16 protein-coding genes are annotated in these 14,825 nt (G+C 42.1%); all 16 read right to left on the bottom strand.

Annotated elements, in window-relative coordinates:
• Nucleotides 1-15: 15 nt before the first annotated feature.
• Complete coding sequence (yidC, locus tag FAI41_08740) at nucleotides 16-1,815, bottom strand: membrane protein insertase YidC (GenBank protein QCE33657.1); 1,800 nt, start codon at nucleotides 1,813-1,815, stop codon at nucleotides 16-18.
• 42 nt (nucleotides 1,816-1,857) lie between these two features.
• Complete coding sequence (gene yidD, locus FAI41_08735; GenBank protein QCE33656.1) at nucleotides 1,858-2,070, bottom strand: membrane protein insertion efficiency factor YidD; 213 nt, start codon at nucleotides 2,068-2,070, stop codon at nucleotides 1,858-1,860.
• Between the two features lie 6 nt (nucleotides 2,071-2,076).
• Nucleotides 2,077-2,436 (bottom strand): ribonuclease P protein component, encoded by a 360-nt coding sequence (gene rnpA / locus FAI41_08730; GenBank protein ID QCE33655.1) that lies wholly within the window; start codon nucleotides 2,434-2,436, stop codon nucleotides 2,077-2,079.
• Entirely contained in the window at nucleotides 2,433-2,567 is a 135-nt protein-coding gene (locus tag FAI41_08725; protein QCE33654.1) for a 50S ribosomal protein L34, read from the bottom strand. Before FAI41_08725 ends, rnpA begins: the two co-directional genes overlap by 4 nt.
• A gap of 88 nt (nucleotides 2,568-2,655) precedes the next feature.
• Entirely contained in the window at nucleotides 2,656-3,507 is an 852-nt protein-coding gene (locus FAI41_08720) for an LpxI family protein (GenBank protein QCE33653.1), read from the bottom strand.
• Nucleotides 3,482-4,297, bottom strand: coding sequence for an acyl-ACP--UDP-N-acetylglucosamine O-acyltransferase (lpxA, locus tag FAI41_08715; protein QCE33652.1), 816 nt, complete (start codon nucleotides 4,295-4,297; stop codon nucleotides 3,482-3,484). Before lpxA ends, FAI41_08720 begins: the two co-directional genes overlap by 26 nt.
• Nucleotides 4,298-4,359: 62 nt before the next feature.
• The gene (gene fabZ, locus FAI41_08710) at nucleotides 4,360-4,863 is read right to left on the bottom strand and encodes a 3-hydroxyacyl-ACP dehydratase FabZ (GenBank protein QCE33651.1); all 504 of its coding nucleotides are present in this window, start codon (nucleotides 4,861-4,863) and stop codon (nucleotides 4,360-4,362) included.
• 69 nt (nucleotides 4,864-4,932) lie between these two features.
• Nucleotides 4,933-6,000 carry a UDP-3-O-(3-hydroxymyristoyl)glucosamine N-acyltransferase gene (gene lpxD, locus FAI41_08705; protein ID QCE33650.1) on the bottom strand — a complete coding sequence of 356 codons (1,068 nt, stop codon included), beginning with the start codon at nucleotides 5,998-6,000 and terminating at the stop codon, nucleotides 4,933-4,935.
• Between the two features lie 86 nt (nucleotides 6,001-6,086).
• Complete coding sequence (locus tag FAI41_08700; GenBank protein QCE33649.1) at nucleotides 6,087-6,977, bottom strand: OmpH family outer membrane protein; 891 nt, start codon at nucleotides 6,975-6,977, stop codon at nucleotides 6,087-6,089.
• A gap of 33 nt (nucleotides 6,978-7,010) precedes the next feature.
• Nucleotides 7,011-9,479 (bottom strand): outer membrane protein assembly factor BamA, encoded by a 2,469-nt coding sequence (bamA, locus tag FAI41_08695; protein QCE33839.1) that lies wholly within the window; start codon nucleotides 9,477-9,479, stop codon nucleotides 7,011-7,013.
• Nucleotides 9,480-9,657: 178 nt separating this feature from the next.
• Nucleotides 9,658-10,764: an RIP metalloprotease RseP gene (gene rseP / locus FAI41_08690; GenBank protein QCE33648.1), complete on the bottom strand. Its 1,107-nt coding sequence runs from the start codon at nucleotides 10,762-10,764 to the stop codon at nucleotides 9,658-9,660.
• Nucleotides 10,757-11,947 (bottom strand): 1-deoxy-D-xylulose-5-phosphate reductoisomerase, encoded by a 1,191-nt coding sequence (locus FAI41_08685; protein ID QCE33647.1) that lies wholly within the window; start codon nucleotides 11,945-11,947, stop codon nucleotides 10,757-10,759. Before FAI41_08685 ends, rseP begins: the two co-directional genes overlap by 8 nt.
• A gap of 24 nt (nucleotides 11,948-11,971) precedes the next feature.
• A complete protein-coding gene (locus FAI41_08680) occupies nucleotides 11,972-12,700 on the bottom strand; it encodes a CDP-archaeol synthase (GenBank protein QCE33646.1) in 729 nt (242 codons plus the stop codon).
• Nucleotides 12,701-12,712: 12 nt separating this feature from the next.
• Nucleotides 12,713-13,411, bottom strand: coding sequence for a di-trans,poly-cis-decaprenylcistransferase (uppS, locus tag FAI41_08675; GenBank protein ID QCE33645.1), 699 nt, complete (start codon nucleotides 13,409-13,411; stop codon nucleotides 12,713-12,715).
• Between the two features lie 44 nt (nucleotides 13,412-13,455).
• Nucleotides 13,456-14,022 carry a ribosome recycling factor gene (locus tag FAI41_08670; protein QCE33644.1) on the bottom strand — a complete coding sequence of 189 codons (567 nt, stop codon included), beginning with the start codon at nucleotides 14,020-14,022 and terminating at the stop codon, nucleotides 13,456-13,458.
• Nucleotides 14,023-14,071: 49 nt separating this feature from the next.
• Nucleotides 14,072-14,800, bottom strand: coding sequence for a UMP kinase (locus FAI41_08665; protein QCE33643.1), 729 nt, complete (start codon nucleotides 14,798-14,800; stop codon nucleotides 14,072-14,074).
• Nucleotides 14,801-14,825 lie beyond the last annotated feature (25 nt).

Below are 14,825 nucleotides of genomic sequence, written 5' to 3'. Positions count from 1 at the left end.
TTTCATTACTGAAAATTATTTCTTACCTTCAATAACGCCACCTTTTACGGGGACAGGAAGAACAGTACGGCGTTGAATATAAGCCTGTTGCAAATATGTTAAAACGTTATTCCATGTATAGTAAACAAGAAGACCAGCTGGAAAATCTGACATAATAAAAACATATACCAAAGGCATAAACTGCATGATACGTGCTTGCGCAGGGTCAAGACTGACCATTGTCTGCCGCTGCATCATCCAAAAAGTCAGCCCCAATGCTAAACCCCATAGGCTAACATGTAAAAAGGGAGATACAACCGTTGGATCAAAAGGCAAGAGACCAAAAAGATTAAATATATTTGTTGGGTCTGGAACCGATAAATCTTTAATCCAACCGAAGAAAGGTGCCTGCCGCTCGTCAAAGCTCATATTAAGCATTTTATACAAACAAAAGAAAATCGGTGCTTGTATTAAAATAGGCAAACATCCCGCCGCAGGATTAACTTTTTCTTCTCGGTATAATCCCATTACCTTTTGGTTCATCGTTTTTGGATCAGATTGATATTGTTTTTTAATTTCCGCCATTTTGGGCGCAAGTAATTTCATTCTTGCTGCCGAAACCGCTGCCTTAGAAGCTAACGGGAAAAGAATAATTTTCACAATGACAGTCAACGCCATCAGCGCTAAGCCGAAATTTCCAATAAATCCATATAAATAATGTAAAAGATAAAGGATTGGACGCGTTAAAAAGGAAAACCATCCAAAATCAATGGCTGAATCAAAACTTTTTAATCCACATGATTTTTCATAATGTGAGAGAATTGGTGATGATTTTGGCCCCGCATACACATATGTCTCTATCTTTGATGTCGCATTTGAGGGAGTTACCAAAGCAGGCATTGCCAATGAAACCTGGTAATCGCCGTTTTCTTTTACAGAAGGTAAATGTGCATAAGAAAGCGTCATCTGTTGGCTTTGTGGAACACCAGCAGCAACTAGCCAGTATTTATCTGCAATACCGCCCCAGCCACCAGCGCCTGAATTGCTCCAAGCAATATTTCCAGAAGCCTCTGATTTCTTTTTAATATCCTTATAGCTCATATCTTTGAGCTTACCGTCTGAAACGCCAATAGGCCCTAAATACTCTGTCATTGAACCTGTATTAGCCGGCAAATAATTTCTATGAACCATTTGATACGGTTGCAGAGTGATATTTTTTTGAGAATTATTCACAATCTCCTGCTGGACATTGAACATATACTGTTCATCCAAAGAGATTTTTATTTTAAATGTTAAGCCTTCCCCATTGTTCCAAGAAAGGTCAACCGGCTTTCCACCAGCTTCAAGAAGTGTGTTATCAGCTTGCCAGAGCGTTTCAGAGGTCGGGATTTTTACGTTCTGATTTTCAAGATTCTGCTTCCACCCAATGCTGACATAAGTTGGCGTTTTGGAATCTTCTGCTGAAAGAAGACGAACATAAGGAGAATTTTTGTCTAATGTCTCCCGATATTTCAGGGAAATAAGATCATCAATTTCTGCACCACGAAGACGAATAGACCCCTTAAGCATTTTACCAGAAATTTGAATGCGCGGAGATTCTTCTTTCTTAGAAACAGTTTCTCTAGAGGTCGTCGATGTTAGAAAACCTGTTGCGCTTTCCTTTAGTTCCGACTGGATCGCTTTATCTTGAGGACTGTTTACGGAAGCATTTTTTACAGGGAACGACTGTGGAAAATATTTATGCTGTATCCAAGCCGACCCACCCAAAATTAAGGCAGATCCAACAATGGCAATAGCCAATCTTGTTGTTCCTGCTTTCTGCTTATCACGATCCATAAATATGACCCCATCGTCCCTTAAAATACTACAAAATACACTTCAGACAGGCGGATCAAATCCACCTGGATGCCACGGATGACACTTAAGAAGTCTTCGTATTGTCAAATATCCGCCTCTCAAAACACCATAAGTTTGAATTGCCGAATAGGCATACGCACTACAGGTTGGATAGAAGCGGCAATTATTCCCCAAAATAGGACTAACGCAAAAGCGATAAATTTTTAAAAAGAGCAAAAATATATATTTAAACAAAAGAAATCACTTTGTTTGATTGGCCGACATTTTTTTACCGCAAGCTAAAACACCCGACTTAATATCGGCAACCAACTTTAAAAATACTTCTGCATCTGTTGTTTTCCGTCCGATGAGGACATAATCGCCCGCCGGCACCTCAACCTCTTTAACAACCTCTTGAAAGGCTGCGCGAAGGCGACGGCGTATCCGATTTCGCACAACAGCATTTCCAAGTTTTCTAGTGACTGTAAAGCCTACGCCTACCGGAAGTGCGGAAGGATATGCCTGTATAACAACACCATGACGAACAGCCTTGACCCCTCGGGCGGCTGCTCTTAAAAACTCAGATCTTTTTTGCAAGTGCCTATAAATAAGACAACTCAAGCAGAAAGTTTCTTACGACCTTTTGCTCTTCTTGCGGCAAGAACACGACGTCCGCCGACAGTAGCAGAGCGTGAGCGAAAACCATGACGGCGTTTTCTGACAAGTTTAGATGGTTGATAAGTGCGTTTCATTATTTTTCTCCAAAATAAAACTATTTATTTTTAAAATTCTAATGCATTGATACTGATGCATCAGGGGTGTTGTCAATTTTCAATCGTTTTATTTGGCAGAATTTTTAATACCACCAAAAAACAGACCGAGTTCTGCTGCCATTTCTTGACACAGAGAATCATCTATAACAAATGTACTCCCCGCTTCATAAGCAACACCTGCCAATCCACCTTCGGCAGCTAATTTAAGAGTTTCTAAGCCAATCATAGGCATATCTACTCTCATTTCTTGATTCACTTTCGGTTTTTTTAATAAAAGACCAGAGCGTTTTAAAGGAAGAATACCCAAGGGCTTAATCCGCCTGAGCATATTATCTGTTCCCTCAGGACCTTCAGCTGCTAGAATACGACCATTTTGCACAACGCATCCCTGCCCCATATCAAAAGGTGCCGTTACTGTTAAAAAATCCCAAGCAAGATTTAAATCCTGCGTTTCTTTTTCAGAAAGACTCCTATTAAATCCTTCCTTACCGATACAGTTTGGGAGATATGTGTCAGCACCTTTGATTTGAAAACCTTCTTTTTCCAGTAAATTCACAACTGTTTTTAACAAGGCATCATCACCTTTTGTAAAACGTTCCCCAATTTTCCATAAAAAACGCAAAGCCCCAAAATCTGGACGCAAATTGACTAAAGAAGGACGTTTCACCGGGCCTATCATTACAATTTCAGAACATTTACTTGCCTTTAAGTAGGCAATCATCGCCCCAACTTCACCTAGACGGAAGACCTTAGGAGAAAAAGGCAATAATGCCTTTAAATTTGCATAATCTTTAAGGGCTAAAACTGAAAAATCAATATTTTGACTTTGCAAGGCGTTTGCCAAATGTACAGGCAAATTTCCACCCCCTGCAACGATGCCTATCTTTTTAGAATCAACCATCTCCATTCTCAAAAACATGGGCGAATATCAAGCCACGCTTACTCGGCGTTTCTATAAAATTCAAAATCTCTGCAACCTTAGCTTCATGCCCAAAACGCGCTTTAACCTCTAACACTCTCTTTGCAAAAGGAACGTTCTGCTTAGCCGTCCGAGGATATAAGAGCCTAAGCGCCTGACGCATCAGTTGACGCTCACGGTGCTGAACACCGCTGCGTTTTAGACCAACCCAGTTAAGGCCGACAAGGCGTCCACGATTACCAATGACACTCCCATAAGGAATGACATCTCTTTCAACCCCTGTTTTTCCACCCACAACAGCTCCCTGACCAATTCTAACAAATTGATGTATTGCTGATGCCCCCATAATACGAGCATAATCTTGAACGATAACGTGCCCGCCCATTACGACATTATTAACAATAATAACATGGTTACCAACCCGACAATCATGCGCAATATGGGCATTCACCATGATGAGGCAATTATTTCCGACAGAAGTGATTCCCCCTCCGAAAGCAGTTCCTCGATGAATGGTAACCCCTTCACGAATGACAGTATTATCTCCAATAATGCATTTAGAATTTTCCCCCTGATATTTCAAATCCTGAGGCGCAAGGCCAACGGTTGCAAATGGATATATTTCTACACCATTTCCAATTTTTGTATCTCCAGAGATAGAAACTGAAGAATGAAGGTGAACGTTATCGCCAATGACAACATTCGAATCTATATGGCACCATGGACCAATACGGACGCCTTTACCAAGAATGGCACCCTTTTCAATTATGGCTGTTGGATGAACTTCCATGGAGAACAACTACTTCCGTGGAGAGAATTAAAAGAAAAGATCGGAACAGAAAAATAAAGAAATTATTTCTCTGGCGGATCCAAAATCATAGCACTAAAGGATGCTTCCGCAACGGATTTTCCATTAACGCGTGCCACCCCTTTAAAACGCCAGACATTACCACGCTGACGATCTTTTTTAACCTCTAAATGCAACTGATCTCCAGGGCCGACCGGTTTTCTAAACTTGGCACCTTCAACAGTCATAAAATAAACAATCTTATTGCCACGCTCATATTCCAAGCCCATCATTACTAAGGCGGCAGCCGTCTGTGCCATTGCCTCAATAATCAAAACACCCGGCATCACAGGCGCTACTGGGAAGTGTCCTGGGAAAAAGGGTTCATTAATCGTAACATTCTTAATACCGACGGCAGATTCACCAAATTGAATTTGCTCCATACGATCAAGCAAAAGAAAAGGATAACGATGCGGCAAAGCTTTCATAATAGCCGCAATATCGGCTGTCTTACCAACAGAAACCTCTTTTTTTTCTTCCGCAGCGCCTATGTTCGGACCCGCACTCATGATCTACTCCTCTTTTTCTTCTATCGCCTAGAAAGCGAATTTCACTTTGCCCAAATAAATAAAAATATTTTATACTTTACTTTTCTCACCCTTCGCAGGACGACGTGAGAGACGGCGTAATGTTGCGACGTTACGAAAAAATTCTCTAAATGGAAGTGCTGGACTTCCAATAACATCTGCCTTTTCCTCGACACTAGACATCACACCACACTGCGCCCCAATCCGTGCACGTGATCCGATCTTTAAATGACCTGTCAAGCCGGCTTGCGCTGCAATCTGCACAAAATCACCGATTTCTGTTGAGCCTGAAATCCCTGCCTGAGAAACGATGACAACGCAATTTCCAATTCTAACATTATGCGCAATTTGCACTAAATTATCAATACGGCAACCCGCACCAATAACCGTATCTCGTACGGAACCACGATCAACAGCTGTATTTGCGCCAATCTCTGTATAATCTCCAATGACAACTCTGCCAATTTGGGGAATATTTTGAAAACCTTCTGCACCAATGGCAAAACCAAAGCCTGGATGCCCTATCCTTGCCCCTGTATGAATGGCAACACCATTTCCTAAAAGAGCGCACTCAAGACTCACATGAGAATAAATGCGGCATTTTTTTCCTAAAACAACACCATTACCAATCGAAACATGACTTGCAATGACACTTCCATCCCCAATAACAGCTTTACGCCCAATTGTACAAAAAGCGCCAATAGACACATTTTGGCCAATTTTCGCCTCCGGCGAAATGACAGCGGTTGCATGGATAGAAGATTCTTTAGGGGATTGTGCAAAAAACCGTGTTACGATTTTAGCCCAAATAAAATATGGCTGGTCTGCAACAATCGCAATCGCCCCATCAGGAAGATGCTCCTCAAACTCAGGACTAACAATCACGGCTCCAGCAGATGTTTTTTTAATCAGCGGGATATAACGACGGTTGTCAAGAAAAGCAATTTCCTTCTCACCTGCTGACTGCAAAGGCGCAACCCCATAAAATAACTTTTCTTGAGCTCCTGCCACATTTTTACCGCCAATATGACAGGCAAGCCCCTCTATCAATTCTTCAACAGAAAACGGCCCCTGACGTTCAAAAAATCTTGGGTCGCCCGGAATTTCATCTATAGCCAAAATATCCTTCTCCGATGCTCAGAGTCATTAAAATAATAGAAATTTAAATTCTTAGTTTTTTACAACCGGTCAATTCCTATCCGAAATTAATTACGCAAGACAGATGGCGGCCCTTTTTCTTCAGGTGGCGGCGCTTGGTTCATCAAACGTTCCTCATCTGCTGTTGTTGGCATTTTACCACTTTTTGCCAAGAGTTCAGGATCTTCATCTGCTCCCGGAATATAAACATGCGGTAAAATTTTATTCAGACGATCTGCAACTTCTTTTGTAATATCTTGCTCATCAACATGCAAAACCGTTTGTTCAGAACGCAAGATAAGATTCATATTATGCGCTTCAGCCACCTGGCCAATAATACCATTCCGCTGCTCAAGTTCACGTTCTAACTGATGAAATGCAACTTGATAAGCCTCTTGAATAATTCGAGCTTTTCCACCGAACTCACGCTGATCTTTTACACGTCTTTCTTGTAATCTCTTTTCACGTGCTTGAATCTGTTCTGGCGTTAGGCTGTGCGCTTGCGATTGCAATTGTTGAACTTCTCCCTGCCAAGCTCTTTCCTCATCCTGAACAATTCTAGCTAATTTATCTCGCCTTGCGCCAAGTTCCTGCTGAATTTCACGTGCCGCCGTTGATAGCGCCATCACGCCTGGAATATTAATAACGCCAATTGTTGCCGCCGGCGGCGGTGCCTCTTTTGCAATCGCAGACGGAACAGGCACATTTGGCAAAGGTAAGATAGGAGGTGTTTGGGTCCCCATTTGTTCATCCATTCCCTCTGGCGGCATTTCCGCCGGCATCTGTGCAGGCGCTGAGTTTACCGTTGACTTGTCGGATTTAGCAGCCTTGGGCACAAACCAGCCTTCACTTTTTGCAGGCTCTACTAAAACCAGAAAACTTGCAAAAGAGAACAACAACCCGCTCCCAAAGCAACAAATTTTCTTACGCCGAAGATACCTATCTTTCCAGTTTTTCATAGAGATTACCTTTGCCTTTTCCCTGTTCCAAAATCAGAATTGCTGTCCAAAGCCAAAACGGAATGGATACGTAATATCTCCCGGTTGCTTTTCAAATGGAACTGCCAGGTCAATATTAACAAGTCCAAAAGGACTCTTCCACGAAATTCCTTCACCAATTGTTGCTCTAGGAGAGAAAGTATTACCCTGAATCGGTGTACACCCAATACCGCCATATTGCTGAGCATTACAAGTGCCATCTGTCGGCGTATAAAGTTTCTCCACGCGAACACCTCCCAAACCTCCAATATCAATAAACGAACGGGCAGAAATACCCAAGGATTTTCCCATCGGAACAGGATAATTTATTTGGAATGAGGCCGTGTACATTAAACGTCCACCGAGCATATCTTCTTGGCCTTCCCAATTCGGCGTACAATTTTTTCCACCATCGGGGGCTCCCGGTCCGCAATCAAGATGGCCAGAACGAGGGCCCACACCCCCCTGAAGAAAGCCACGTAGATTTTGTCCGCCAAGATAAAAGTTATCAATAATCCGCCGATCTGAATCTGCATTTCCCCAATTGCCCATATAGCCAAAGCCCCCTTTAACGCTGACACCCCAATCATGATTCCCGGTGAATTTATCTAAGGGATAATAATAAGCTCCGTTAATTTTTCCACGCATATACTCCTCATCCCCGCCAATACCTGCAAAGTCACCTGACACTGAAATAATATATCCGGCACGCGGTGCCCCTCGATTATCTCGACGATCATAAGTCAAAGATGTGCTCAACTGAGAGAGCAAAGACCAGCCACGAGAATCAATAACATAAGCAGAAGAAACATACTGATCATTATAACCCGATGAGGCTCCCGTGATCGCTTGCCGTAAATTAACATTTCCAACATCTCGATCAACAAGACTATATGTCCATGATTGTGAAAGGTAACGGCTGATACTATACCCTGTCCTTAAATCGAAACCGTACCTTCCCTCGTTATAACTTTGATATGTTTCATCCAAACTTTGCGTAAAATATAAATCGGCGCCCGCAACCATATTTCGTCCCAGAAAATATGGATCCGTAACCGAAATATCCGCCTGACGCTCATAATAAGCAATGGTACCGTTAAAGCCGGCACTAACGCCCGATCCAAGTAAATTAGTCTGTTTAACAGCGACATTTCCCATAACACCAGCATCCGTGGAATATCCGCCACCCACCGAGAATTGACCTGTTGGCTTTTCTTGGACATGCGCAATCAAGTTAATTTTATCTGGAGCAGATCCCGGCGTTTGACTAATACCAACATCTTTAAAATAACCTAAATCCTGAATAGCGTATTTGGTAAATTTCTTTTCCAATGGGGTAAAAGGGTCTCCTTCTGCCATTGGCAAATTTCGCCTGACAATCGAATCTCTTGTAATGGTATTGCCATTAATATCAATTCGCTCAACATAAGTGCGAGGCCCCTCAACAATATCGAAGAGCAAATCAACTGTTCGTTTCTCTGGATTACGTGCGATCTCACTTCTAACAACTGTAAAAGGATAACCATGCCCTTGTAGCCATTCCTGCATACTGGTCGCAACATCCTGCACAGCAGTCGCATCATAAAAAGCCCCTCTGAGCAAAGAGACCATATGTGATTGCATCATTTTTGGCGTAACACCCGTGACGGTGGAGCGAATATTTAATTTTGAGAGACGGTAACGTGCGCCCTCATGAACCGTATAAGTGATGTAGAAACTTTGATGATCTGTCGAAAGCTCTCCTGTCGCATCCACAAGATGATAATCAATAAAACCATTATGCAAATAAAAGCGCCGCAGGAGCTCGCTATCATATTTCACACGATCTGGATTATATTGCGTAGAGGAAGAAAAAATACGATACCACGCATCTTCTTTAGAAGAAACAACGGCCGATAAAGCCGCCTGTGTATAAAATTGGTTCCCAACAAAAACAACTTTTCTCACCTTCGTTTCGTGCGCTTCATTAACTTTGAAAATCACATCAACACGATTATGGGAAAGTTTAATAATTTGTGGCGTTACAGTCGCACCATAGCGGGCTTTACTCGCATAAAGGTTTAGAATCCGCTGCCGATCGGCAGCAATAGCTCTGGCAGAGTAAACGGCCTTTGTTCGCAAAGTAACCTCTTTGGTAAGGTCTTCATCTTTAATGGAACTATTGCCTTCAAAAACAATCCTGTTCACAACAGCATTTTCTGCAACCGTAACAACAAGAGCACTCCCCTCACGCTCAAGGGTGACATCCCTAAACAACCCTGTTGCATAAAGGGTTTTTAAAGATCTGTTTAAATTTGTACGATTAAAACTGTCACCAGGTTGCACCACCATATAAGATAAAACAGTGCTGGTTTCGATACGGTCATTGCCACGAACCTTAATATCTTCAATAATATTAGAGGTTGTGACAGGTGCCGCTTTAGCAATATTTTCTGCGCTTGTTTTAGGGAAAGCCAATGTCGGAGAAAGGATGAGTAAAACCATAGCGCTTAAATAAGCAAGCGCTACGAGCAAATATCCTCTGGTCCTCTCTATCAAATGGGCCCTCAAATAGTCGTCCTTATCTATTCTGCCGTTCTACAGCCGCATGCGTTTCCTAAAACGTCAACAAGCCTCCAAATATTTTAAATTATTTCTATAGAACGTTAGAATATAGCATCTGTCAGTGTGTTATAGAGACAAAAATCTTATAGAACCAACTAAAAACACCAATTCCTCTTAAATCGTTATACGTAGATAAAATAAACAAAAGCAGAATAAGTGCGATCCCAATTTGTAAGTAAATATCTCTTACACGATCTGGAATAGGACGACGGATAATACCTTCTATTGCATAAAAAACAAGACGTCCGCCATCTAATGCCGGGACAGGTAGAAGATTCAACAAACCTAAATTAATAGATAATAAAGCCATAAAAGATAAAAGACTGACCAAACCGTAAGAAGCAACTTCACCTGACATTTGTACAATTCGGATTGTTCCGCCTAATTCGGCTGTACTACGCTGACCGGTAACAATTTCCCAAAGGCTTGAAAGAATATGTGCAGACTGATTCCATGTTTCTTCGACGGCTAAAGGAACAGCTTTATAAATCGGAACAGGATTTCCCCGTGCACTGGTAAAAGCCACCCCAATGCGGGCAACATTCTGACCATTTTCCTTATCTACCTTAGGGGTAATAAGGATATTTTGCTTTTCTTCGCCACGTTTTACCTCAAAGGAAATTGCTTGATCAGAGTGAGAGATAATAAATTTCTGAATTTGCTCAACAGACGTGACTGGTGTCCCGGCAACACGTAATAAATGATCTCCAACTTTCAAACCTGAGGAAGCGGCTGGACTATTTGGCAAAATAGAACCAACATCCGGACGCGCCTCAAACTTTCCAGAACAAGAAAAAATGATGCTAAAAAGAATAATTGCAAGAATAAAATTAAAAATAGGCCCCATAGAAACGACAAGCATTCTTTGAAACACAGATTTTTCAAAAAATGCACTCCCTGGAACAAGCTTTTCAGCCTCTTCCGAGGTGTCGGGTTTTTCAAACCCATGTAAACGCACATAACCGCCGAGTGGAAAGGCACTTAAACGCCACTCTGTTCCGGACTTATCATACCAGCCCTTTAACGCTGTTCCAAAACCAATTGAAAAAACATCTACTTTTATCTTGCAATAGCGTGCGGCAAGATAATGCCCCATTTCATGCACAAAAACCAAAATAGCGAAGACAGCAACGCTGGCAACAATCATGCGCAGAAACTCAAACATGCAATTCTCCCTGAGCAATGAGCCGTTCTGCTACCTGACGCCCAAAGCGATCCCATTCAAAAACTTCCTCTAAGGAAGTTAAGTTGCTTCCAAATCGACCTTTTTCCAAAGACTTAGAAATCAAAGTACCAATTTGCAAAAACGAAATTTTCTTATTTAAAAAATTCTCAACAGCAATTTCATTTGCGGCAGAGAAAACAGCTGGAGCTCCGCCCCCTATTTTTAAAGCTTCTCTTGCCAGTGCTAATGGCAAAAATTTTCTCTCATCCATCGGATAAAAATCCAACTTGCTCATCTCAGTAAGATCTAAGCGTGGAGAATTCGTTTTTAAACGTTTTGAAACACCAAGTGCATGTGAAATAGGAATACGCATATCTGCTGCCCCCATTTGCGCCACAAAACTTCCATCACGAAACATCACACCGCCATGAACAACAGATTGCGGATGAATAACAACATCAATCTTTTCACTTGGAAGCTCAAATAGGCGAGCTGCTTCAATAACTTCCAACCCTTTATTAGCCATACTTGCAGAATCAATGCTGATTTTTGCGCCCATTGACCATGTTGGATGTTTCAATGCCATTTCAGGCGTAACCGATTTCATTTCCTCTCTGGAAAAAGTTCTGAAAGGGCCGCCAGAAGCCGTCAAAAGGATTTTTTCCACCTCTTCCATCGGGCTTTTACCAAGCGCTTGAACAATCGCATTATGCTCAGAATCCACCGGAAGAAGACGTCCGCCACTTTTACGGATTGCCTCTAAAAGAACAGAACCCGCACAGACAAGGGCCTCTTTATTTGCTAACGCAATATCGCCACCGTTCCGTGCAGCAGCCAAAATAGGCTCTAATCCTGCTGCTCCTGTAATCGCTGCCATTGTCCAGTCAACGGGGATAGAGGCCGCCTCAATAACGGCTTTGCGGCCGGCAGCAATTTTAATTTTTGTTTCTGAAAGCAACGCCTTTAAATGTGGAAATTTTTCTTCGTCATGAAGAACGGCCCATTCAGCGTCAAGCGCCTTTGCTTGTTCTGCCAATAAATGGACATTACTCCCACCGACAAGCACACGAACAGAAAAGTCCTCTTTTGCATTTTTGAGCAAATCAACTGTGGAAACACCAATACTTCCCGTACTGCCAAGCACAGTAACAGTGCGAGGATTCTTTTCTTTATGATTGTTCATTATGCTACCCAAACTCCCCCAAAATTAAAAAATATATTTTAAATGAACGTTCCAGAAAGGTTCCGTCCCTGCAAATAATTGCAAAATCAGCGCAACAGGTATCGCACCCAACATGCCATCCAAGCGATCTAACACACCGCCATGACCTGGAATAATTTTCCCAGAATCTTTTACACCGGAACGCCTTTTTGCTGCACTTTCACACAAATCACCAATCTGAGAGCTAATGCCTATAAGGAAAGCATAAAAAGCAACGTCAGAGACCCAATGTCCCGTAAAGGCATGTACAAGAATCATGCCGATCAGCATCGCGAAAAACAATCCACCAACAGCACCTGAAATCGTTTTTCCCGGCGAAATCGAAGGGGCTAATTTTCTACCACCAATCAAACGACCTGAAAAATAAGCACCCGTATCACAAGCAGCTACAATCAAAAAAACAAAAAAGACTGTTTCAAGTCCTGAAGGCGCAAGACGCAATAAAAAGAAACCAATACCGCCAACCGCAGCGATGAGCAAAGCCAAAAATTGGGAAAAATATAATTTCACCCCTCTAAAAGGCATTTCTTTGCTTCCTCTTGCCAGAGGTAAGGCTTCAAAGGCAATGAAAAAGGAAATAACAGCGACAAAAAGATTATAGGGCCAACCGCCGTACCAAATCGTAATAAAAGCAATCATGAGCAACACGATTGCCGAAAGCAGTCGAGGCATTAAATCTGCCCACCCTGCTGAAGAATGAAATAATTTTTTCAACCAAATTCTTCCTTAATTTCTTGCACCAAATCGTCTGTGTCGAGAGGCAAATTCCAGAAGAACTTTATCAAACTCAATTTCTGTAAATTCTGGCCAAAAAATATCTAAAAAAATGAGTTCGCTATAAGCAGCTTGCCACAGTAAAAAATTTGATAAACGCGCCTCTCCACTTGTCCGGACAATTACATCTGGATCTGGCATCCCTGCCGTTTGAAGATATTTTTCAATAAGAGATTCATCGACTGCCTCTAAAGATAAATTGCCTTGTAGCAACTCTTTTGACATTTTTTTAAATGCCGACGTAATCTCAGATCGGGAACCATAGGAAAGCGCCAAGGTTAAAGTTAAACGTTCATTTTTAGAAGTCTTTTCAATTGCAAGCCTCAGTTCCTCTTGAACCTCAGGCGAAAAACGGTCAACCTCACCAATGACTTGAAAACGAACCCCCTTTTGATGTAGCTCATCCACTTTTTCTCTTAAATAATAAACAAGCAGTGCCTGAAGATTTTCGATCTCTTCATCCGAACGTCGCCAATTTTCAGAGGAAAAAGCATATAAGGTAACATAAGGAATATTTGAGTCCAGCGCCGCTTTTGCGCAACGCTGGACAGCCACTCCCCCCTCTTCATGGCCGTCAACAATTGCAAGGCCATGTTTTTGCGCCCAGCGACCATTTCCATCCATAATAAAAGCAATATGTTTAGGACGCATTGAAGGATCTTTCCGAGCTTTTGGCATGTTTTTAAAAGAAGCCCTCAAACCTGTTTAATTTCACTTTCTTTTTTAGAAAGTAATTCATCCAAATCTGAGATAAAGCTATCTGTCAGTTTCTGAATGCTATCAATCCAGTTCTTCAACTCGTCTTCGCTGATAGAACCTTCTTTTTCCTCAGCTTTAGCCTTTGTCATCCCATCACGACGTGCATTGCGGACAGCAATTCGAGCATTCTCAGTATAACGTCCTGCTGCTTTAGCAAGCTCTTCACGGCGTTCCCCTGTTAATTGCGGAACAGGAACGCGCACTGTCTGCCCTTCAGAAGCTGGGTTTAGACCTAATCCACTATTTCTGATTGCTTTTTCAACAGCTTGAACCAAGCCTTTATCCCAAACAGAAACAGAAAGCATGGAAGGCTCCGGCACCGCTATTGAAGCCACCTGTGTCAAGGGAGAAAGAGAGCCATAGGCTTCCACACGAACAGGCTCTAACAAAGCAGGGGTTGCACGACCGGAACGCAGACCTGAAAATTCTTTTTTTAAATTGACCTTCACCTTATCCATGCGTTCATGAATTTCCTTAAGAAGATCGTCAAAATTACCGGACATTTTTCACCTCACGATTCAATAAAAATAATAATATGCTCTTCGAAACGATTTACTCTGCAATCGTTGTAAACTTCCCTTTACCACACAATGTCTTTGCAAAATTTCCATGTTCATGGATATCAAAAACAACGATAGGAATCTTTTTTTCTCGTGCCAAACTAATTGCGGCAGCATCCATCACTTTTAAACTTTTAGAAAGAACATCAATATAAGAAAGCGTTTCATAGCGTGTTGCCTCCGGATTTTTGTTCGGGTCATCGGAATAGACACCGTCAACCTGTGTACCTTTTAGAAGCACATCACATTCCATTTCGCTTGCCCGCAAAGCCGCAGCCGTATCTGTTGTGAAAAATGGATTTCCAGTACCGGCACCAAAAATAACAACACGACCTTTTTCCAAATGCATCAAAGCACGCCGACGGATATAAGGTTCTGCAATTGCAGCCATATGAATGGCCGTCATAACACGGGTTTCAATATTATTTTTTTCCAAAGCATTTTGCAGGAGCAATGCATTGATGACCGTCGCCAACATTCCTGCATAATCACCTTGCGCACGATCCATACCTTTTGCTGCTGCGGCAACACCTCTAAAGATATTTCCACCACCAACAACAAGACAAACCTCTACACCTGCTTTGGAAACTGCCGCAATATCTGAAGCAATACGGTCAACAACCTGAGGATCTATGCCGCCGCTACCTTGCCCCATTAACGCCTCTCCAGAGACCTTTAAAAGCACTCTTTTATATTTATAGGGGGAAGAAATTTCATTCATTACAATAAGGTTCCTGTCAAGCCAG

It is taken from the genome of Acetobacteraceae bacterium (assembly GCA_004843165.1).
In the GTDB taxonomy this organism is placed as follows: domain Bacteria; phylum Pseudomonadota; class Alphaproteobacteria; order Acetobacterales; family Acetobacteraceae.
This window is presented reverse-complemented; position numbering and strand designations above follow the sequence as displayed.